This is a genomic window from Polyangiaceae bacterium (genome assembly GCA_016715885.1).
Classification (GTDB): Bacteria; Myxococcota_A; Polyangia; order Polyangiales; family Polyangiaceae; genus Polyangium.
The window spans coordinates 634572-655090 of record JADJXL010000028.1 but is presented as its reverse complement, the minus strand read 5'-3'; the positions used below and the strand labels follow the sequence as shown (position 1 = coordinate 655090).

General features: G+C 61.8%; 12 protein-coding genes and 1 pseudogene. 6 read left to right on the top strand and 7 right to left on the bottom strand.

Translation table 11 applies throughout. The annotated features are described in order from the left end of the window. Positions 1–24 precede the first annotated feature (24 nt). Positions 25–2232, top strand: a pseudogene (locus IPM54_44075) (cyclic nucleotide-binding domain-containing protein). Positions 2233–2236: 4 nt separating this feature from the next. On the opposite strand, the gene IPM54_44070 reads toward IPM54_44075, so the two are convergent. The 3 genes from IPM54_44070 to IPM54_44060 form a co-directional block, all read right to left on the bottom strand. Then, entirely contained in the window at positions 2237–3106 is an 870-nt protein-coding gene (locus tag IPM54_44070; protein MBK9266752.1) for a serine/threonine protein kinase, read from the bottom strand. Positions 3107–3205: 99 nt separating this feature from the next. Further along, entirely contained in the window at positions 3206–4669 is a 1464-nt protein-coding gene (locus IPM54_44065) for a VWA domain-containing protein (protein ID MBK9266751.1), read from the bottom strand. A 27-nt stretch (positions 4670–4696) separates the two neighbouring features. After that, positions 4697–5269 carry a hypothetical protein gene (locus IPM54_44060; protein MBK9266750.1) on the bottom strand — a complete coding sequence of 191 codons (573 nt, stop codon included), beginning with the start codon at positions 5267–5269 and terminating at the stop codon, positions 4697–4699. A gap of 125 nt (positions 5270–5394) precedes the next feature. Here IPM54_44060 and IPM54_44055 point away from each other — a divergent pair, with 125 nt between their 5' ends. From IPM54_44055 to IPM54_44045, 3 genes are read left to right on the top strand one after another with little or no spacing between them, the layout of a single operon-like run. Then, positions 5395–6468, top strand: a complete 1074-nt coding sequence (locus tag IPM54_44055) for a TIGR03032 family protein (protein MBK9266749.1) — start codon at positions 5395–5397, stop codon at positions 6466–6468. After that, a complete protein-coding gene (locus tag IPM54_44050) occupies positions 6465–6953 on the top strand; it encodes a DUF4915 domain-containing protein (GenBank protein MBK9266748.1) in 489 nt (162 codons plus the stop codon). Before IPM54_44055 ends, IPM54_44050 begins: the two co-directional genes overlap by 4 nt. After that, complete coding sequence (locus IPM54_44045) at positions 6899–7480, top strand: DUF4915 domain-containing protein (GenBank protein MBK9266747.1); 582 nt, start codon at positions 6899–6901, stop codon at positions 7478–7480. The genes IPM54_44050 and IPM54_44045 overlap by 55 nt, the downstream gene beginning before the upstream one ends. 174 nt (positions 7481–7654) lie before the next feature. Here the strand turns inward: IPM54_44045 and IPM54_44040 are convergent, their stop codons facing one another. Together IPM54_44040 and IPM54_44035 are read right to left on the bottom strand one after the other, a co-directional pair. Then, a complete protein-coding gene (locus IPM54_44040; GenBank protein MBK9266746.1) occupies positions 7655–9790 on the bottom strand; it encodes a tandem-95 repeat protein in 2136 nt (711 codons plus the stop codon). Between the two features lie 92 nt (positions 9791–9882). After that, entirely contained in the window at positions 9883–10479 is a 597-nt protein-coding gene (locus IPM54_44035) for a hypothetical protein (GenBank protein MBK9266745.1), read from the bottom strand. A 230-nt stretch (positions 10480–10709) separates the two neighbouring features. Here IPM54_44035 and IPM54_44030 point away from each other — a divergent pair, with 230 nt between their 5' ends. Together IPM54_44030 and IPM54_44025 are read left to right on the top strand one after the other, a co-directional pair. Further along, positions 10710–11723: an NAD(P)-dependent alcohol dehydrogenase gene (locus IPM54_44030; protein MBK9266744.1), complete on the top strand. Its 1014-nt coding sequence runs from the start codon at positions 10710–10712 to the stop codon at positions 11721–11723. A gap of 80 nt (positions 11724–11803) precedes the next feature. Continuing rightward, positions 11804–14530, top strand: coding sequence for a tetratricopeptide repeat protein (locus tag IPM54_44025; GenBank protein ID MBK9266743.1), 2727 nt, complete (start codon positions 11804–11806; stop codon positions 14528–14530). 30 nt (positions 14531–14560) lie between these two features. Here the strand turns inward: IPM54_44025 and IPM54_44020 are convergent, their stop codons facing one another. Both IPM54_44020 and IPM54_44015 read right to left on the bottom strand, forming a co-directional pair. Further along, positions 14561–15286 carry a VWA domain-containing protein gene (locus IPM54_44020; protein ID MBK9266742.1) on the bottom strand — a complete coding sequence of 242 codons (726 nt, stop codon included), beginning with the start codon at positions 15284–15286 and terminating at the stop codon, positions 14561–14563. 145 nt (positions 15287–15431) lie between these two features. Next, on the bottom strand, positions 15432–20180 hold the full coding sequence (locus IPM54_44015; GenBank protein MBK9266741.1) for a protein kinase: 4749 nt from the start codon (positions 20178–20180) through the stop codon (positions 15432–15434). Positions 20181–20519: the final 339 nt, after the last annotated feature.

The window sequence follows — 20519 nt, the reverse complement described above, 5'->3', positions numbered from 1 at the left end:
TCTCCGTTCGTAACGAGGTACGCGGTGAACACTTCGAGAGACTTCAAAAAGCAATTGAAGCGGCTCCTCTTGAGCCCCGTGACGGGTTTGTCGTGGGACGATAAGCTCGCCGCCGCGCGCGCCTACATGCGGGAACTCGAGTCGCGCAACAACCCGGAAATGGAGTCGACCGACCTCACGCCGGACCTCGAGATCGTGCCTTTCGAGCCGGGGCGAAGACCCGTCGACGAAGCGCTGGGCCAAGGTCTGGGCGTCTCCGAACACGCCGCATTTCTATCGACTGCGCCGCAACCCCCGCCGGGCGACGAGCTCTGGCTTCTTTACCACATCAAAAATATCTATGCCTATGTCGAGCTCTTCAACAGGCCGCTCGAAGTGCGCATGTCGCTTTCGCTGTTGCCGCATGGCCATGAGCAGGGCGAACCGTATGACATGCCCGGATTGACGAGTATTTCCGTGCCTTTACGCAAGGTGTCGGCAGCGGCATATCCCGTTGCGGCGCTCGAAGAAGCATCGTTGTCCAATTTTTACGAGACCGTCTACGTCGCGACCGTCACGCCCGAGGTGCTTTTGCCGCGGCACAAGCGCAAAGACGCGGATTTGGCGTCGTACGCGTGGACGGATGTCGATGCGGCCATTCAATCCAGCGCGCCCGATGGCGACGATCCATTCACGTTCGCCAACCTTTTCCATCAGCACGTGCGCGTGGGTTTGTCGCTCGTCTCCGAAGGCGTCACCGTTTCGCACGATCACATGGACGTCGAAGTGTACGACGCGGGCCGCTTCGGATCGCTCTACGCGCGTCTGCTCGAACAGCTCATCATCGAAGACACGGCCGCTCAGGCGCGTGCGCTCGACATGCCCGACATTCATGCCGGCTACCATCCGTGGTTTCCCGTGCTCACGATTGGAATGGACAAGGCAATGCTTTATTTGCACGCCATTCGCCAGGATCTCGGGCAGCAGCGGCGAAACTTGCCCGATCCGGTGTGGCTCGTCCGCGTCGGCTTGTACCTCGAAATGCTCACGTGCCTCGGCATTTTCGAAGCCGTGAAGGATGAATACCCGAATTTGCTGTCCCCCGCAGAGCGGCAAGTATTCGAAAAAAGCCCGGTGTTTGCAAAAATCCGTGAGCGTCTCGATGTGGCCGCGTGGCAAAAAGTATGGGCGCTGCGGAAAATCGTGCCTCGTAGCTCGGATTTGCTCGCCACGGGACCGGTGAGTTTCTCCAATCTCATGCGCAAGCAAAAAGCGACATTGGCTTTTTTGCATGCCCACCATGAAGACTTGAAACATGCCATCGAGCTTGCCGGGCCAAACCTGGACAATGCCCAAGAAACATGGCACCGCGTTTTCCGAGATGCCGAACGAGCGGTCTTGAAAAATAGCCTCGCGGCATTCCCCGAGCTCGGGTGGCTCGATAACAAACAGCGCGATTTCGCCATGTGGCACCAGCGCGGTTTGTTCGGCTCTTATGCATTGCCCGAATCCATTACGGGCGCGTTTGGCGATCAAGACGGGCTATTCCCGTCCGCATGCAGGCAATATCGCAAGTCGATGAACGAAGTGGCCGCGTGGGCGCGCGAAAAGGGGCTCATGGACCACACCGGAAACGAATGCATTCCGCGCACGGCCAGTTTGCTCGAAGCCTACATGCGCGGCGACAAAGCGCTCATCGATGCGCTGCAACGTCGCGATGGATACGGCGGAGGCCTCGATGCAGGCGAGCCTTTGGCCATGCAGCCAGAACCGCAAGTATCCGAAATTACAGCAATTTTGCGCAAGGTGCCCGTCTTCAAACCGCTCACGAATCGCGAAGTCGACAAGCTTGCGCATCGCGCGCGTCGCGTCGTGTACGGCCCGCACGATCGCATCGTCATTCAGGGCGACAAGGGCGCATCGCTTTTCGTCGTCGAATCAGGGTCGGTGGAAGTTTTGGTGCGCCAAGCCGATGGGCACGACATGGCGGTTGCCACGATGGAACCAGGGGCGGTCTTCGGCGAGGCCGCGCTGCTCACGGGCGTCGAGCGGACGGCCACGGTGCGCTCCGTGGGCGAATCGACGCTCTACGAAATCAGCAAACAAGCGATTCAGCCAATCATCGAATCGCGCCCGCAAGTCGTGGTGGAATTGTCGCTGCTCATGGCATCGCGCCAGCAAGCGCGTCGTGATCAAGCGCAGGAGGCCGAAAGTCAGGGACTTGCGACGCGGATGCGCAGGTTTTTCTTGGGTGGATCTATCTACCTAGAATTTTTTGAAAATCCGTCCACATTTCGCGCACGGATTGGTACCGATCCTCCGCTTTTACCGCGAGGGACTTGGCGACCCACGGATCAATGGCAGCCGGCAAGTCCGGCCGCACCGCGTGCAAACTCGGACGAGGCGCTCGCGCAACGGCCAGCATCAGCTCGACGAACTTCTTGCCAGTGAACGGCAATTTACCGCTCAGCATGCGAAACAGGACCACGCCCAAAGCAAAAATGTCCACGCGATGATCGAGCTGGCGAGGTTTCCCCGCCCAGCATTCGGGCGCCAAGTAGCTCGGAGATCCCGTGATCGTCCCATCCACCGTACCCACGCCTTGCGCTCCGCCAACCACTTCTTTCGCGAGCCCGAAGTCGAGCAGCCGTACGCTACCTCGGGACGGTTTGTCCAAAAGGAACACGTTCGCCGGCTTCACGTCGCGATGCACGATGTTCTGTGCGTGCGCCGCGACGAGCGTTTCGGCCACAGGACCGATGATTTCGAGCACGCGGCTGGTGGGCAAGAGCTTGCCTTGGGCCTCGTGAGCCGCCAAGTGCGCCTCGAGATCCTGGCCCTCGCAAAGCTCCATCACGATGTACAAGACACCCGTTTGCGATTGGTTGAACGCGTAGATCTCCGTGGCGCTCGTGCCCGCAAGCAGCCCCATCGCGCGCGCTTCTCGCTGCATGCGCGTCAAAAACACGGGCTGCGTCGTCAAATTCGCGTGCAGACACTTGACCGCAACCTGCATCGATTGCTGCTCGAGATCCTCTGCTCGATATACGCTGCCATGCCCGCCGCTACCGATGACACCGAGCAGTTTGTACCGACCATCGATGACATCGCCGACGTGATACGTCATCCGCCTGGCCTCCTTGCCGCTTCGATGGATACCACGAATCGAGCAGGAGCACCGAAAGGTTCGTGTTGACAAACTCGCGCGTGGGACTTCTGGAAGTCGTCACAGCATGTAGGGGTTCATCATCTCGACGTTCTTGCGCACGGCGCGCGGCTTCGCGCCGCCCTTCTTCGCATCGAGCCCTTCGCGAGCATTGCTCAACGTCGTCGCCTGCCCCGCCAAATCACCCACCACCGCGCTCTTGCCCGGCCCCGCCGAACGTTTCGCCTTCTCCGCCGCCGCAGACAGCTCCTGCTGCTGCGCCTGAATCTTCGCTTCCGCTTCTTCCGTTCGTCCTTGTTCGATGAGCTCGTTCACTTCGAGCAGCGTTGCCGCCGTTTTGCTTCGCGCCATACGTGTCGCAACCTGCGGATCCGTTTCGGATGCCGCATCGACGTCACCCTTCACGAGCGCGCTCAGCTTGCCTTCGCAACGACCTGCACCTCCAAGCACGCGATCGTCGTACGCGAGACTCACGTCCGCCACAGGTACGACTCCCTCCGCATTCGTCGGCACTTTCAACTCCACGAGCACCGTCCTCGTGTCGCCCACGGAAAAGTTTCCGAGCTGAACTTTGATGCGGTTTTTTCCTTCGCGTTCGAACGATCGATCATACACGCGTTCGAGCTCCACGCCCTCGGCAAGCGTGATCGTCGCGGTGGCCCCAAGCGCAACGGTCGTCTTGAGTTTGTCCGCTTCGACCAAGAATGCCTTCTCGAGCGACGAGGGATCTTCGACGAAGTAGTGATTGCCGCCCGAACCGAGCGCAATCGCGCCCATGATCTTGTGGTTGTATGCCGTTCCAACGCCGATCGTCGTGATGCCGACGCTCGCGTCACGAGCCGTCTTGGCGACCGGGAAAAACCCACCTTCGTCACGCACTCCCGCCGTCGGTTCACCGTCACTCAGCAAGATCATGCGATCAGCAAACCCCGTGCTTTGGCCCAGCTCCGCGAGCGCCGCCGAAATGCCACACGAAATGCACGTGTCACCGCCGAGCTGAATCGTGTCGATCGCGTCCTTGATCTGTTGGCGGTTGCTCACCGTCACTTCGACCATGGGCACGTCGGTGCGGATCGTCGTGTCGAACGAGATCACGCTGACGCGATCACCGAAGCTGAGTTTGTCCACGGCTGCTTTGGCGGCCGAAAGAGCCTTGGGGAGGCGATCGCCCTTCATCGAACCGGACCTGTCGATGACGATCGCGAGGTGTCCTTCGACGGGTTTCGCCGTCGCCGTGGTTTGTCCTGGTCGCACATCGAGCAAGAGGAAGGTTTTGGAAAAAGCGCCCTGCGGCAGCACGGCGTTACCGAGTCGGCCTTCCACGTGGAGCGTCGTACCGGCCGTGAAGGTGGACGGTGCGTCGAGCGCGCCTGCTGCGCTCGTCGATGGCGATAGAGGTGTGGTCGTAGCGTCCCGTGCGACGGCGAGTTTGTCTTGGGCAGGGTCCGGTGCGAGCATGTAGCCCGCTGATGCAGCGGCGGAAACTCCCAGGATCGAGTACAGCGCGAGCGTGGCGAGTTTCATCGTGCGTCTCCGTGAGCAAACCGATTGTCAGCGTTCGGCGTTGAGCGATTCGACGAGCTGGACGGCACCGACTCGTTCTTCGGGTGTTCGCAAGGCATGTAGTTTGCCATGACGAACCTCGAGCAAGCCGAAGACGTGTCCCGGACAGGAGCGTCCGAGCCTTCCCGCAAGTAGTCCCAAGGTGACTTGGACGCGCCGGGGCGTCAGAGGTTCTCCGCGCAGATACATTTTGATGACGTACGGAGTTTCGTCGATGGCGAGGCCGAGCTCGGGGTTGATGTCGATCTCGTTGGGGCCGAACGTGTAACTGGCCTTCGGAGGCTCGAACCATTTCATCGAGCCTGTGCCGAGAAAGCGGCGATAGCCGTTGATGACGCGTTCCAGCACGCGTTCGCGTTTGGGGTTGGGCTCGAGATCGACGACGTTGTCCAGCACGCTGTCGGGCAAGTTGCGCCGATGCATGTCGACGATGGCGTCGCGGACGAGTTGATAAAACTCGGGGAGGGGGTCGGCCTTGCGATCTTTGGCGGAGCTTGCATCCGGATCGGAACCTGTTTCGAGAAGCAGGTCGACGAGGCTCGTGATCGAAATTCTATCCATGTGCCTCTAGTCCAAATCGTCTCGTTTTGCAGAATGCGATCCTGCCCATGGATTCGATTCCTATCACGAGATCTGGAAACCGAACAATTCACATCACGGTTCTGTGATATCGTCCGTGCGTCCTGATGCCTTCGACCTCTCAGCCGAATGCGGGCACACACATTACGTGTCCGGCACAACTACCCTCGTGGCTCGAACAGCAAAAATGTTGCCTTGCGTTTTCCACATATCAAACAGGTAAGCTTTTTCTGATTGGGCTCGCTGGCGAAGGGCAGCTCGGGGCCAGCGAGTGGTCGCTTCCGACGTGTATGGGTTTATGGTCGAACGGCCAGACGATGTGGCTCGGATCGAAATTCCACATTTGGCGTCTGGAGAACGTGCTGGCCACGGGGGCGAAACGAAATGGCAAAGATCGCATTTATGTGCCTCGAGACGCCTACACGACGGGGGACATCGATACGCATGACATTGCCGTGGATGCCGAGGGACGAGTCATCTTCGTCAATACGTCATTCAATTGCCTTGCAACGCTCGACGATGACGCGAGTTTTCGCGTCGTTTGGAAGCCTCCGTTCATATCGAAGCTCGTTGCCGAAGACCGTTGTCATTTGAATGGCCTTTGCATGAAGGATGGAAAACCGGCCTATGTGACGGTGGTATCGCGCAGCGATGTCGTCGATGGATGGCGTGATCGGCGCAGGCACGGCGGTTGCGTGCTGGATGTAGAATCGGGGGAAGTCGTCGTGCAGGGGTTGTCGATGCCTCATTCGCCGCGCTATTATCGGGGCAAGTTGTGGGTGCACAATTCGGGGGCGGGTTATTTCGGATTCGTCGACGTGGATCGGGGGGTGTTCGAAAGGGTCGCGTTTTGTCCAGGGTATTTGCGAGGTCTTGCGTTCAGCGGAGATTACGCCATCGTTGGTTTGTCGCGGCCCAGGCACCAAAAAACGTTCGGCGGCTTGCCGCTCGATGAAAACCTACAAAAGCGTGGAGCCGAGGCGCGTTGTGGTATTCACGTGATCGATTTGCGAACGGGTGACATTGCCAATTGGCTGCGGCTCGAAGGAGCCGTGGAGGAGCTTTACGACGTCGTGACGCTCGAAGGCGTGCGAAACCCCACGGTTCTGCCGCTCGAATCCGATGAATTGCGCAAAACGGTGACGGTGGATGCGGCATCCGTTGCGCAGGTATTTGCATGAATAAAATGACGTTGAAGCCCATGCGTGCGTCGGATGTCACCACATCGGCAGCGCTCGAACACTGGCTTGCCGAGCAGAATTTGGGATTGGCCGTGACGACGGGCGCGGGGATGCGGCTGCTCGCATTTGGCACCGAAGACGATGGCCGTATCGCATTATGCGAGAGCGTCTTCGATGCTCCGCGGGCATTGTGGTCGGATGGCAAGGCGATGCTTGTTGCATCCACATCCAGGATTCATCGATTGACGTACGGTGCAGCGCCGGGACGCTTGGCGGGGGATGGCGACGCTTTCTTTTGCCCGCGATCGACACATACGATCGGGGAGCTCGATGTGTGCGATATTGCTCGTGAAAGTGATGGGCGCGTCGTATTCGTCAACGCGCAATTCAATTGTTTGGCGACGCTCGACGAGAGCACAGTTTTCGTCCCGTGTGGCGTCCGCCTTTCATATCGAAATTGGTCCCCGAGGATCGATGTCATTTGAGCGGCTTGGCGCTTCGCGATGGTGCTGCAGCGTACGTCACGGCGTATGCACCGACGGATGTTGCATTCGGGTATCGGTCGAGACGTCTCGATGGAGGGTGTGTGATTGACGTCGTGACCGGGAAAGTGGTCATCGACGGGCTTTGTATGCCGCAATCGCCGCGAGTGTACCAAGACAAACTTTGGCTACACAATGCTGGTACGGGGTATTTCGGGTTTGTCGATTTTGATCGTCGGGTATTCGAGCCGATTGCGTTTTGTCCGGGGATACTGGAAGGGCTCGCGTTTTGGGGCCATCATGCGGTGATGGGTTTGTCGCTGCCGCGATCTCCCGAGCAGATTGCGGGTTTGCCGTTTGTCAAGAACCTGGCTGAAAAAGGCGCGGCAGCGCGATGCGGCGTACAAGTGGTCGACCTTCGGTCGGGCGAAGTGTCGCATTGGATTCGATTGGAAGGGGATTTTCGCGAAGTTCGAGGCGTCGCGGTGCTCGCGGGTATCAAGAAACCGCTCGTGGTGACGGTGGGGTAACGCTCCGAACGAGTAGCGGGCGTGTACTTCGGGGTGTAACCACGGCCGAAGCCCGATTTTTTCGGGCACTCGCGGTCCCCCCAAACTCGCCCGCTACGCGGGCTCGAACAGTGGGACCCACCACGAGCGCCCGAAAAATTCGGACTTCGGCCTTTTGCAATGAGGTTCGGTTCGTCAATTCCTGCGACGGCGAATTCCGAGAAGCGCGAGCAGGCCAAGCAGCAATCCGGAACCCGCCGTCCCGCTTTCTGCGCCTACCGCGACACACCCACATCCTTCGTCCGCGCCAATCGTGTCGCCACCGGCGCCCGCACGGCCGCCGTCACCACCTGCGCCGCCGCCAGCTTCGCCGCCAGCTCCGCCAGCGCCCGCCGCACCGCCGCCACCACCCGCGCCACCACCACCCTCGGTGACTTCGAGCGTCACGTTGCGCATGATGGTGCTCATGTCGTCGGCCGCGCCAATCGTGAGCGGGTACGCGCCGATGTCCGCTTCCACGGTGGCCCAGGAAAACTCGCCCGTTGCCGCGTCGAACGTCGATGCGGCAGGCGCGTTCGTGATGCTGTACGTCGGGGTCGAATCCGGATCCGTTGCGACGACGGTAAAGGTGAGGGTTTCTCCAGCCTTGACGCTGAGCGTGCTTCCCTCGGACGGGGTTGGATCGACAAACGTGGGAGGATCATCGAGCGCACCCACCATGATGTTGACCGTCGCGTCGGTCGATGGAGTCATCGATGAATCCAGGGCGCGGAACTTGAACGAGGTTTGTCCGTTGAAGTCCGCGGCCGGCGTGAACGTGGCGATGTTACCATTGAGCGTGACGGCGCCTTCGCCCGCCGGCGGCTGCGCGGAGATCTCGAACGTCACCATATCGCCCATGTCGACGTCGGTCGCCGTCAGTGTAATGTCGACGGGCGTGTCTTCCGGCGTGCTCGCCGCATTGTCGTCGGCGACGGGCGCATCGTTCACCGGCGTGACATCGATGGTCACCATGGCGGGCGCCGACATTGCGTTTGCCATGTCCGACGCAATGAACGTGAACGACGTCGTGCCATTGAAGTTGGGTCCCGGCGTGAAGGTCGCCATGTCGCCGGCAATCGTCACCAATCCTTCGCCCATGGGCGGCTGCATATCGACGGCAAACGTCAGCATGTCACCCGTATCCACGTCGGCGCCGGTGAGCGTCAACATGAGCGGCGTGTCCTCCATCGTGACGGCGCTTTGCGCATCCGCCGTGGGCGCGTCATTGACGGCCGTCACGTCGATCGTCACCGTCGCATCGCTCGACATGGCGTTTGCCATGTCGATCACGTGATACGTGAACGACGTCGTGCCATTGAAGTTCGCACCGGGCGTGAATGTGGCGATATTGCCCGCGAGCGTCACCGCGCCTTCATTGGCCGGCGGCATCATGGAGATGGCGTACGTCAGCGTATCGCCCATATCGACGTCGGATCCCATGAGCGTCACGTCGACGGCGGTGTCCTCCATCGTCGATTGCATTTGATTGCTTGCGATGGGCGCGTCATTGACGGGAGTCACCGTCACCGTGACGGTTGCCGTATTCGACACGAGCATTCCGGGGTCGGATGCCGAAAACGTAAAGCTCGACGTGCCATTGAAATCCAGTGCCGGCGTGAACGTTGCCTGATCGCCGACGAGCGCCACGGAGCCTTCGCTTGCCGGCGGTTGCTGGACGATTGCATACGTAATCACGTCGCCATTGGCATCGGTTGCCGTGAGCGTCGTGGTGCCCGCCATGTCTTCCGCGGTGGTCAACGTGCCGTCATTGGCGACGGGCGCCGCGGGAACGTTACCCAGATTGCCCGTGACGGTGAGGTCGTAGGTTCCCGAGTTCAGGTTGCCCGACGAGTAGAATGAGTCGACATAAAAGAAGTAGGTGCCCGCGGGGATGTTGGTAAGCGAGATGGTTTCGGTTCCGTTGGGCCCGAATGTATCAGCGCCGTATCCAGCGGCGCACGTATTGCCATCGGTGCACGTCGTCAAGAGGTAAATGGATGCATCCCAGTTGATGCCCGTAGGATCGAGCGAAAACGTGAGGCTATTCGGCGGTGGTCCGACGGTAACCGAATAGACGACGTCCGGTCCCTGCGTCGACGTGTATTTGTTATTGCACGTCAAGGGAACGGCATTTATGTCGTTTATCGCCGCGACGGTCGTTCCGCTATCGGCATAGGGCAGCGACGAGATGACCGTGGGAGCAGCACAGGTATCGGCGCCTGCGGAAAGCGCGGATGGCGCGCCGAGCAGGGCTGCGGCCAAGGCAGTCAAAGGAACGAGTCTACGCATTCCGCGACGCTACGGGATGCCGTCCACGAGCGTCAAGCAGATCTTTTTGCGCCGTTTGCCACATTTCCGGCGGGATCGTCGTTCATCAATGGTCAAAGCGCCGCATAGATCGTCGAAAATGATGCAGCTTCGCCGCGCAAGAGCATTTCGAGGCGCGGGTTGTGCGGAGCTTCCGTCGTATGCAATTTTCCTCGCTGCACATCCAGCATGGCGAAGACGTGTTCGGGATACGAGCGCCCAAGACCTGCCGCGAGAAGCGCCAGCACGATGGACGACCGCTTCGACGTCAATGGCTCCTGGCGAAAGTAGAGCTTGACGAGGTGAGGCTTTCGGCCAATTAAAAACCCCACTTCGGGATTCAGGTTCACGACCAAGGGGCCGAGTTGAATTTCACCTTGCGGAGGCGCGAACCAACGCTTGTCTCCAGAAGCCAAAAACTTGCGATAACCCGCTGCAACGTGTGGATAAATGCGACGCCTTTTGTCATCGTTTTGTCCGGCGAGGATTTCATCGAGCATCGATTCACAAGCGCCGCGCCTGTGCATCGTCAAAATGCCTTCTCGGATGGGACGATAAAAGTCCGATGACAATTCGTCCTTGCGCATTTTGTATTCACGCACGCCCGTGATCTTGGGCGTTCCCGATCGCAACACGAAATCGACGAAGTACGTCAGCGACACCTTCTCCATGGGGTCCTCCCGCTCGAGGCGCGTCGTGGATTCATTTTATCACAAGAGAATCGGCGAGCGGCCGAATTCGACACATAAGAGGGTCGAAGAATGTCCTACCTGAAGACACTGCGCGCACGATCCTGCCTGCTCGGAATAGCAATGGGACGGAAAATGTCCATGCTCCGAAGTCGTTGACGTGTTCAAACGAACGTGCGAAAAGCGCCGCCCCACCAAGGAACGCGTACAACATGAAAGCCATCATCATTCAAGGTACATTCGGCCTGGATTCTCTCGCGCAGGTCGACCTGAAAGATCCCGTCCCCGAGCGTGACCAGGTCGTGATTCGCATGCGCGCCGCATCGCTCAACTTCCGCGACCTCATGACCGTCCGCGGACACTACAACCCCAAGCAACCGTTGCCGCTCGTGCCGCTCTCCGACGGCGTGGGTGAAGTGGTCGATGTCGGACCCGACGTGACGCGTGTGAAAAAAGGCGACCGGGTATGCCCCATCTTTACGCAAGGGTGGATCGAGGGCGACGTGACCGCGGAAAAGCTCCGCACCACGCTTGGAGGGCCGCTGCCCGGCGTGCTGTCCGAGCTTTTCGTCACGCGCGAATCGGGGCTCGTGCATGTACCCGCGCACCTGTCCGACGCTGAAGCCGCGACGCTTCCATGCGCGGCGGTGACCGCCTACAATGCATTGCTTTCCACCGGCGCCGTGACCGCTGGCGATACCGTGCTCGTCCAAGGCACCGGGGGCGTGTCGATGTTTGCGCTGCAATTCGCCAAAATGGTTGGCGCTCGCGTGATCGTCACATCGAGCAGCGATGCGAAACTCGAACGCGCCAAGTCGCTTGGCGCATGGGAAACCATCAACTACAAGACAAACCCTGATTGGGACAAACGCGCCATCGAGCTCACGGGTGGCGTGGGCGTCGATCACGTCGTCGAAGTGGGAGGCGCCGGCACGCTCGCTCGGTCGGTCAAGGCAACACGCGTGGCCGGGACCATCAGCGTGATTGGCGTGCTCGCCGGTGCTGCCGAAAGCTTCAACGTGCTCCCCGTGCTCATGAAACAACTGCGCTTGCAGGGGATCATGGTCGGATCGCGCAGCATGTTCGAAGCGATGAACCGCGCCATCGCGGTCAATGCATTGCGGCCGGTCGTCGACGCAAAGACGTTTGCCTTTGGGGAAGCGCGCGCGGCGCTCGAATACATGGCGAGCGGCGAGCACTTCGGGAAAATCGTGCTGCGGTTTTGATGGGCCGCCCGATGCATGGCAAGTGCGTCGGGCCGCTTGACGCCGTGCGCGAGCACGCAGTAACGCATTCCGACATCCCCATGACCTCGAAAACACACATCACCTGCATTGCGGCGGCGGCGCTCGTTTTCGGGCTCGGCTGCGCGGGGACGCCGCCCTTGATGACGCCCTCCGAGCCGAATACCCGCCGCTCGGTAGGGACGATGCAAGAAGAGCTCGCGCAGGCCTATCGCGCGCTCGACGCTGGGCAATCGGAGGAGGCGCTGCGCAAATTCGAGGCGGCGCTCGGGCACGATCCCGCGTCGATACGCGCGCTCATCGGCGCGGGCCTCGCGTACCTCGAAAAAGGCGATGCTGCACGCGCGCGACAAATGCTCGAAAAGGCAGAAGCAAAGCTCGAGGCCGATACCGGAGAAAAAGGTACGCCCGTCCTCGTCCTGCCCGCAACGGCGGGCGAAGTCGAGCGAGGTGTCGAATACATCGATTACGGTGTTCGCCAAATCCCCGATATCCCTGGGAACAAAGCGATTCTGCTGCCAGAAAACAAAGTCGGGCACGTGCTACTCGAACCGCGCGGCGAAGGATGGGCGCCATTGCGTTGGCTCGGGATGACCCCATTCTCCTCGAAGTCGGGCGCGGTCGGTCGCTTCGACGAGGCAGGTATTCTTTGGATCGTAAAGCCTTACGATTCCCGCGACATTCGCATCGGAGCCTATCAGCGGGGCTCGCTCAGCCCCGACGGGGGCCGGCTCTTCGCATGCAATGCCAAAGAGAGCGTGCTTTTCACGCTCCCCGAAGGCAAAGAGATTGGACGGCGAAGCTCGGGATGCATGGGACGGGACATCCGCTGGCATGTTCGGTGGAACGATGCGGGGACGCTGCTCTTCGAAGGAGAGGCGCAAAACAGGCCATACAACTCCGACCGCGGCCGCCTCGTCGTCTCGGCCGTTCCTTCCTCCGAAACGGTGTTCGAGGACGATAAGACGACGGCGTACGGGATCCACGAGCCGAGCGGCCGTATCTTCGTCAAGCGCCGCGTGGGTGATGACGAGATGGAGCTCGTCATCGTCGGCAGTCGAGAAAAGAAGGTTCTTGCGACGCGCAAAGAGAAGTACATCGGCGGCGTTGGCTTTTCGCCGGACGGATCGAAGGTCGCCATCGTCGGCGCGTCCAATGCGATTTTCGATATCCGGACCGAGCGCGTCGAGGATTTTGGTCCTACGCACACGGTAAACGTCACTTTTCCGGCCTCTCCTGCCCATTTCACGAACGACGGGCGATATTGCATCAATCGAAACAACAAATGGCGGCTGAACCGCGCCGCGCCCCGACCTGGACACGCAGAATATTGTTTTCCGCACGATGACGGCAGCGCGACGACCGCGCAAATACCGATCACGCCTGGGTTTGTCCCGCCAAGTGACGCATGGGAAGGAATCGATTTTCGGGTGACCGAGGCCCTCAGCCCCGACCGAAAAATGGTGGCGATCATCGAGCAAGCCGAAGAGCAAAAGCCGGCGGGGGTAGGGTACGTCCCGCCAGAGCGCTTCTTGGTGCTCGTCGACGTGGCAAGCGCCTCGATTGTTCGGCGTATACCGCTCGGTCGGTTCACCACATCAGGAAATGGCACCTTCGTCGTGGGGCCCGCCTTCTCCAAGGACGGCACGGTCGTCACGGTGCCGGTCGCCGAGTACGAGGCGAGCGGATTCGTGGTTGCTACGGGCAAGCGCGTGCCGCCCGAGAAAGCGCCGAACCCCGAAAAACTGCCACCCGCTCCGCACGAGCTTGTCTTGCAAAAACATGCGCTGCCGCCGGTGGAAGTCCAATTCGAGGGCAATCGCGCGCTGTTCCTCAATACCGAGGCGCCCATGGCAATGCTCTGGGACCTCGTGCAGGGGACCAAGATCCGCACCGAGCGGCAGCCCGGGCTATGTTTTGCAGCGTTTGCAGGCCACGATTTCGAGTTCGCGACCTGCGATACGAAACCGCATTCACTGCGCTCCGAACTCTACCTCCATTCGTCGCCGGGCGATGCCCCCTTGCCCATGGATGGCCTCGTCGTCGAGATGAACCAGAGCCACATCATCATGGGGAGCAAGGAGGGGATGACGATTTACGAACGAAAAAATGGCAAGTTGGAAGAGCTGCAGCGATTGCCCCTCATGTTCGGCGAAATGTTTTTCGACGCGCGCGGCAATCACCTCGTCGTCTCGGGCTTCGGGTTTGGAGGACCGGGTAGCCTGGTCGTGCTCGAAATCCCGAGCGGACGCACGCGATTCGAGCGGAGCGTGAGCTGCTACCCCTTTCGCATGCTCCCCGGCGACGTCATTCAATGCGGCTTCGAGCTGCTCGACCTCGACGGCGCCCCGGTCAAACGTCCGCTAGGTTCGCCCCCGATTGTCCTGACCATCGATAGCGATGGCCACGAAATGAGCGTCGATGAAGGGGGAGCAAAGCCGATCTCACGCCCTCTCGACGCGTTGTTGTGGCAAGACAGCGCGAAATATATCACGAGCTGGTCGACGAGCGAGGATGGGCGCCATTTGTTCGTCGGTCACAACCACGGGATTGTCACGGTGCACGCAATGGCTGGCGGGGCGCGGCTCGTGATGCTGGTGCCGACTCGAGAAGGCAGCGTAGCATTTCTGCCCGGCGGTTATGTCGAGACGACCGGCGAGCCGCCGAAAAACCTCGCTTGCCGGTTCGGGGAGGTGCTGGTGCCATTTCAGGTCTGCGCCGAACGCCGGACCGTGCGCGGGGGAATGGCGAGGACCATGGCGGGAGACCTCTCGTTCGCGTCGCCGTGAGGTGCCGGAAGACAATGGCGATTTGATCAATTACTTCGCGCCAATCTCTTCTTTGCACGTGTCGCCGCAGGGAACGCCAATCGAGTGAATGACGACGCCGAGCTCGACCGCGTCTTCGGCAATCGAATCCATGCTGACCGGGTCATCGGGGTATGCGTGATCGGGCGCGTCGCCAATGAGAATGATGTGCTTCTCCTTGTCCATCCGCCATGGTTGATTCAATCCCGCATCGAGACCCATGGCGACCGATTCTGGATAATCACCGCCTCCCCAAGCACTCATGTCGTCGAGGCCATTCAACGCGGCGTTGATGTCCATCGACAAGGGCGCCAGCGGTTTCACGACATAATCATCACCACGATCACGAAAAACGACGACTCCATAATGCCGATCCGGCGCCTTCTTCATCGCTTCGCTCACGGCCACTTCGACGCTCTCGATGGCCCATAACATCGATCCCGTCGTATCGATGACGAAAACGACGTCGGCATCGGCGGGCAACTTGGCAAGAAGATCAGCCGTGACCACGCCCACGCCGCTCGACCCCGTCGCTTGAATCAATTCGCCTTTACACTTGTCCGCAAAGTCGCTCATTGCATCGAGCGTTTCTTGAACGAATCCGTCGGCATTCAAGCTGTAATGGACTTCGGTCGTGACCTTGCCATTATCGACTCCAACACTGCCTCCGAGATTGCAAGCTGCCAGCATGAGGGATGCTCCGATGACGCATGCGCCGTGGCGTGAAAAAAGCTTCATGGGTTCGATTCTCCTTGTCCAGTGGACCAAGTGAAAGCCGCTGATTCGATGTTCTCGTTCAGCAAGTGCCATACCAAATCACGATGACCACGAAAAACGCTCTTTTGCGTGAATGCAAGTAGCGTATCGCCAACGATCGTTCACATCAGTGGGGCAAGCGTGTCGCGCGTTGTCGTGACGAGGCAGGCGCGGATGCCCGGACCTCTGCAACTCGACGCTTGCAGGTTTCCTCGTCCCGCCGGGCATCGGCCTCCGTAACCTGGAGCAATTCTTGCCGAATTCGCGCGGGGATACAATACGACGTCGCTCTCCAAAGCCGAGCGTCGTCCGGGCCGGTGAATGGCTCCACCGCGGGCCATACGCGAGCGACCTTTTCGTCGGAATGCTGCACGATGTACTTGCCGTCAGGGCTCCATTGAACGTCCGTCAGCGCAAATGGCGAACCTCCGAGCACGAATGGCTGCCCAGACCCGTCCGCTCGAAAAACGCGCAGCTTCGTGTCGGCGGACGCCGTGGCGATGCGCGCGCCATCGGGGCTCATGTGCGCCGCGGAGACGCGATCCCCGTGACCACGGAGGACGACGGGCTGCCCAGAGCCATTCACGCTCCATACACGCGCCGTCCTGTCGAGGGACGTCGTGATGATGCGCTCGCCGTCGGGCAACCACGATGCAAACGTGATGGTCGATTCGTGCCCTCCACGCAACGTCCGCGGAGCCGCCGCCAGATCGCGCACGTCCCAGATATGCACCGCGCCGTCCACTGATGGACCGAGCACCCGCGAGCCGTCCGGGCTCCATTGCGCGGTCGTGTAGTGTCGGTGATCGAACGTCGCAGGCCGCTTGGCGAGCACGACGAGCTCACCCTGCTCAATCGGATTCCATAGATAGACATCCCTGGTGTCGTATGCCACGAGCACCCGTGCGCCATGGGGCTCGAATGCCACACGTACCACGATCACGTCTTCGGCTGGCGTCCTGGTCTCCGCCAAAAGCGCGTAGTCGTCGCTTGCCCAGACGCGAACCTTTCCGTCGACGGAAGCCGTGACGATTCGGTCGCCCGAAGTGCTCCAAGCAACGCCCCAGACCACTCCGTCATGGCCACCAAGCTCGGCCGACGACGATGGGTCGTCGACGTTCCATACCCGCGCGACCTTGTCCTGCCCGCCCGCGACGAGGCGCGTGCCGTCGGGGCTCCAAGCCACGCTGACGACACCCTGCGCATGGCCGCGCATGATCACCGGGCTCCCCTGGCCATCCGCACGCCATACCCGCGCGTCCCCCGACGCCGTGGCGAGCCGCGTACTAGCGAGGTTCCATTGGATCGCGTTGACCACCCCCGTTTGCGACTCGAATAGCCGCGGCGTCACCACCTCCGTGAGGTCCCAGTACCGAAGCGTCCGGTCGAGCGACGCTGTGAGCAGGTAGCGGCCGTCGGGGCTGAATTCCGCCGTGTAGAGCCAGTGCTTGTGGCCGCGAAGCACGATCGGCTGCGCCACGCCGTCGACGTCCCAAATGCGCGCGGTCTTGTCCTTCGATGCCGACGCGATGCGCATGCCGTCGCCGCTCCACGCCACGCTCATCACCTTGTCCTCGTGGCCACGCAGCGTGCGGCGCTCCGTCCCGTCGAAAGCATCCCACACGCGCACGGTGGTATCCTTGCTCGCCGTCGCGATTCGTTTGCCGTCGGGGCTAAAGCTCGCTGCGACCACTTCGTCCGAGTGTCCGCGCAAAACCAATGGCGCGCCCTTGCCATCCGCGTTCCACACGCGCGCAAGCCCGTCCGCCGCTGCCGTGACGATGCGCTTTCCATCCGCGCTGAACCCGGCGCTCGTCACGTCCGCCCCGTGCTCGAGCTGCGCAACCTGCTTCCCATCGGCTGCGCGAAATACCCTCGCGGCCCCGTCGTCGCACGCCGTCACCACGCTCTGCCCATCCGCGCTCATCACCGCCCAACCCACCTCGCTCGCGTGGCCCCGCAGCACCACCGGCTCCCCTGAGCCATCCGCGTTCCAAATGCGCGCCGTCTTGTCCCCCGACGCCGTGAGGATGCGCTTTCCATCCGGGCTCCACGTCGCATGCCAGATGTGCTTGTCGTGCCCGCGCAACGTGCCGACCCGCTGGAAATCGCCCACCGACAGGATGCTCGCCGTACCGTCGTCCGCCGCGACCACCATGCGCCCGCCATCCGGGCTGATCGCCGCCGAGTAAATGGGTCGTAAGTCGCCGTGGATGTTCGCAATTTCATCGTGCGCGACCCCCGACGACAACGCTTCGCTCACGATTTCGGACCACTCCTTCGGGATCTCCTGCGCCTCCACCTCCCGCGCCAGCGCCAGCACCAGCGTGGGATCGTCCACGCGCCTGCGCGCCGCGAGCATGCGCGTCGCATTGCGACCTCGCAGCGCCTGGAGCGCCAATTCGACGTTCTGCTCCTTCACGCGCGCCGCTTCCGCGTCGGCGCGCTGCGCGTGTGCCTGGGCACGCATGGCCAGGAACACCACCACGATGAGCACCGTCCCCAGCATCGCGAACGCCCCGGCCACCGAGCGTCGTCGCCTTCGCCGCGCCTGATCCCGAAGGTCGATGACCGCAAGCAGATACCGCTCCTCCAAGCGTCCGAGCGGCAAACTGCGCTCCGCATGCGCGCCCACTCGTGTCCGCTCGTACCACGCTCGCGCCTCGTCCGCCGCGCGGTCGCGCCAGAGCAGCCCCTCTGCCTCGCCGCTCGCTTGCCATTGCGACGCCGCCGCACGCAGCCGAGCCATGAACTGGGCGTCTGCCGTGCTCTCGTCGATCCACCGGGCAAGCTTCGGCCACCGCTCGATCAGCGATTCGTGCACGATCTCCACCGCGACCGCCCCCGGATTCGCCCCCACTTCGAGCAGCAACAGCCTCGCCGTGCAAAGGTGCTGCACCAGCCCCTCCATTGCGGCGGCGTCGTCGGCGAGCGACGAAAGCTCCGACATGCTCACGATCGCGCGTGTCCGCTCCGGCGTCACCAGCCGCAAGAACACCGCTTGGCAAAGCCGCTGGTTCGCCGGCGAAAGCGCGGCGAAGACCGCATCCGCGTGCGTGGAAAGCGACCCGATCACCCCGCCCAGCCGCTCGTAGCTCCCCCGCGTCAGCGTTTTTGCTCCCCGATCCCGCGCCTCCCACAGCTCCGCCGCCGCAAATTGCAACAGCGGCAGCGGCGTCTTTGCGTGCGACAGCTCCTCCATGATGTCCGCCAGCATCGCTTCATCCTCGAAGCGATACCCAGCCGCCTCCACCGGACGCAAAAGCGCTTCTCGCAACGCATCGCGCCCCAGGGGCGGCACCATGAACAGCCCCTGGGTCACCTCGGCCAGGAAATGCCCGTCTTCCGCCACGCGGTCGAGGAAATCCGAGCGAATGCACACCACCACTCGCAGCGGCGACGACGCGTCGTCCGCCACGCCGAGCAAGCATTGAAGGAATGCGGCCCGCTCGTCCGCATCGGCGACCAGCGTGTACAGCTCCTCGAATTGGTCCACCACCACCAGCGCGCGGCTTTCGCGGCCGCGCCTGCGGCAAAACGCGCGAAGCCGCGCCCCCAAAAGCCCCGGCTCGCTGCGCAGATTGCCCAGCGTTACGAGGCTATTCGCGTCGCCTTGGGCGCGCACGTCGGCCTCCGCGAACGCCTCCGCCAGCGCCGCGACCGGGCTGCGACCCGGACGCAGCACCAGCACCGTCCAATCTTCGCCCGAGTTTTTCAAAGCTGGGATCACCCCCGCGCGCAGAAACGACGACTTCCCCGCGCCCGACGGCCCGACCACCGTCACCAGCCGTTGCCGCCGCAACCGACCCACGATCGTCGCGATGTCCCGCTCACGCCCGAAAAAGCGCCCCGCGTCTGCTTCTTGAAATGCCGAAAGCCCCGCGAACGGAAGCTCCCCCTCCGCAAGCGCCAGTGTCGCTGCCCGCCCTCGAAACGGCATCAGCGCGCCCAGCACCTCCTCCGCCGACCCGAACCGCTCCTCTTTGCGTTTCCGCAAGCACCGATCCACCACCTCCGAAAGCGCCGCATGCTCGGTCGCCACGTCGCCGAGCCTCGGCATGGGCACATCCAAATCCGAAACCGTCGCAAGCCGTTCCCGCGTCAGCGGATTCAGCGGATGCGCCCCTGCGAGCACCTCGAACAGCAAAATCCCCACCGCCCAGATGTCGGCGCGTGCGTCGACGTCCTCGCCCAACCATTGCTCCGGAGCCATGTATGCGAGCGTCCCGCCATCGACCGTCGACAAGCCGTCCTCGGGCCTTGCCAGCCCGAAGTCCAGCACTTTGATCCCCCCGGCATCGAGGATCATGATGTTTTCCGGCTTCAGATCGCGGTGGACCACGCCCCGCTCGTGCGCCGCCGTCAGCGCGCGCAGCACCGATATCACCACATCGAGCGCCTGGCCTTTGGAGAGCCCGCGGTTTGCATCGTCTGCCTCCGACGACAGCACCTCTCGCAGCGTACGGCCCTCGAGGTATTCCAGCACCATGTATGGGTGCCCCTCGGTTTCGTCGACGTCGTGGATCACCACGATGTTTTCGTGTTTGCACAGCGCTGTCGCTCGGGCTTCGGTCAACAGGCGCGACGTCGCCTCTCCGCGGTCTTGCAATAGCTTGATGGCCACCAGCCGCCCGAGCTTCGTGTCTCGCGCGAGCAGCACCACCCCCATCCCGCCTTGACCCAGCTTACGAATGATTTCGTAATGCTCGAGCTGTCCATTCGGCGGAAAGGCCGGCTCGGCGGGCGTATCTCGTTTTGCGGTCTTCGAGGTCAGCGCGGCGGCGTGCGCCGGGGGCAAGGTCCTTTCGATGCGACGGAAATCCGCCGTAACGCTTGCCACCGTAACCGGTTCGGATGCTACCGCATCGGTTTTCATCTCCTCATGCACTCGCCTGCTACGCCTATCACGCATTCGCTTTCGCATGTGGGTGAATGGATTTCGGTGGCACGAATCCGTCGGCCCCCTCGGAATTGCAAAAATCGGGGGGTTTGGGGGGGCCGATCGGGGGGTTTGGGGGGGCCGAGCCTCGCCGTGCTTTGGCGCAAGCCAAAGCACCGGGAGGCGAGCCTCGGCCCCCCCATCGTAAATAAAAACTCTCGCGCAGCGCGCGTCCCACGCGCGCGAAGCGAGCGTCCAGATCTGGCCCGGTTTCAAAACTCTCGCGCAGCGCGCGTCCCACGCGCGCGAAGCGAGCGTCCAGATCTGGCCCGGTTT

Coding starts and splice junctions, on each gene's coding strand:
- IPM54_44015 (MBK9266741.1), bottom strand. CDS start 20,180: ATGAAAACCGATGCGGTAGCATCCGAACCGGTTACGGTGGCAAGCGTT.
- IPM54_44035 (MBK9266745.1), bottom strand. CDS start 10,479: ATGGAGAAGGTGTCGCTGACGTACTTCGTCGATTTCGTGTTGCGATCG.
- IPM54_44020 (MBK9266742.1), bottom strand. CDS start 15,286: ATGAAGCTTTTTTCACGCCACGGCGCATGCGTCATCGGAGCATCCCTC.
- IPM54_44025 (MBK9266743.1), top strand. CDS start 11,804: ATGACCTCGAAAACACACATCACCTGCATTGCGGCGGCGGCGCTCGTT.
- IPM54_44070 (MBK9266752.1), bottom strand. CDS start 3,106: ATGACGTATCACGTCGGCGATGTCATCGATGGTCGGTACAAACTGCTC.
- IPM54_44065 (MBK9266751.1), bottom strand. CDS start 4,669: ATGAAACTCGCCACGCTCGCGCTGTACTCGATCCTGGGAGTTTCCGCC.
- IPM54_44040 (MBK9266746.1), bottom strand. CDS start 9,790: ATGCGTAGACTCGTTCCTTTGACTGCCTTGGCCGCAGCCCTGCTCGGC.
- IPM54_44030 (MBK9266744.1), top strand. CDS start 10,710: ATGAAAGCCATCATCATTCAAGGTACATTCGGCCTGGATTCTCTCGCG.
- IPM54_44050 (MBK9266748.1), top strand. CDS start 6,465: ATGAATAAAATGACGTTGAAGCCCATGCGTGCGTCGGATGTCACCACA.
- IPM54_44055 (MBK9266749.1), top strand. CDS start 5,395: ATGCCTTCGACCTCTCAGCCGAATGCGGGCACACACATTACGTGTCCG.
- IPM54_44060 (MBK9266750.1), bottom strand. CDS start 5,269: ATGGATAGAATTTCGATCACGAGCCTCGTCGACCTGCTTCTCGAAACA.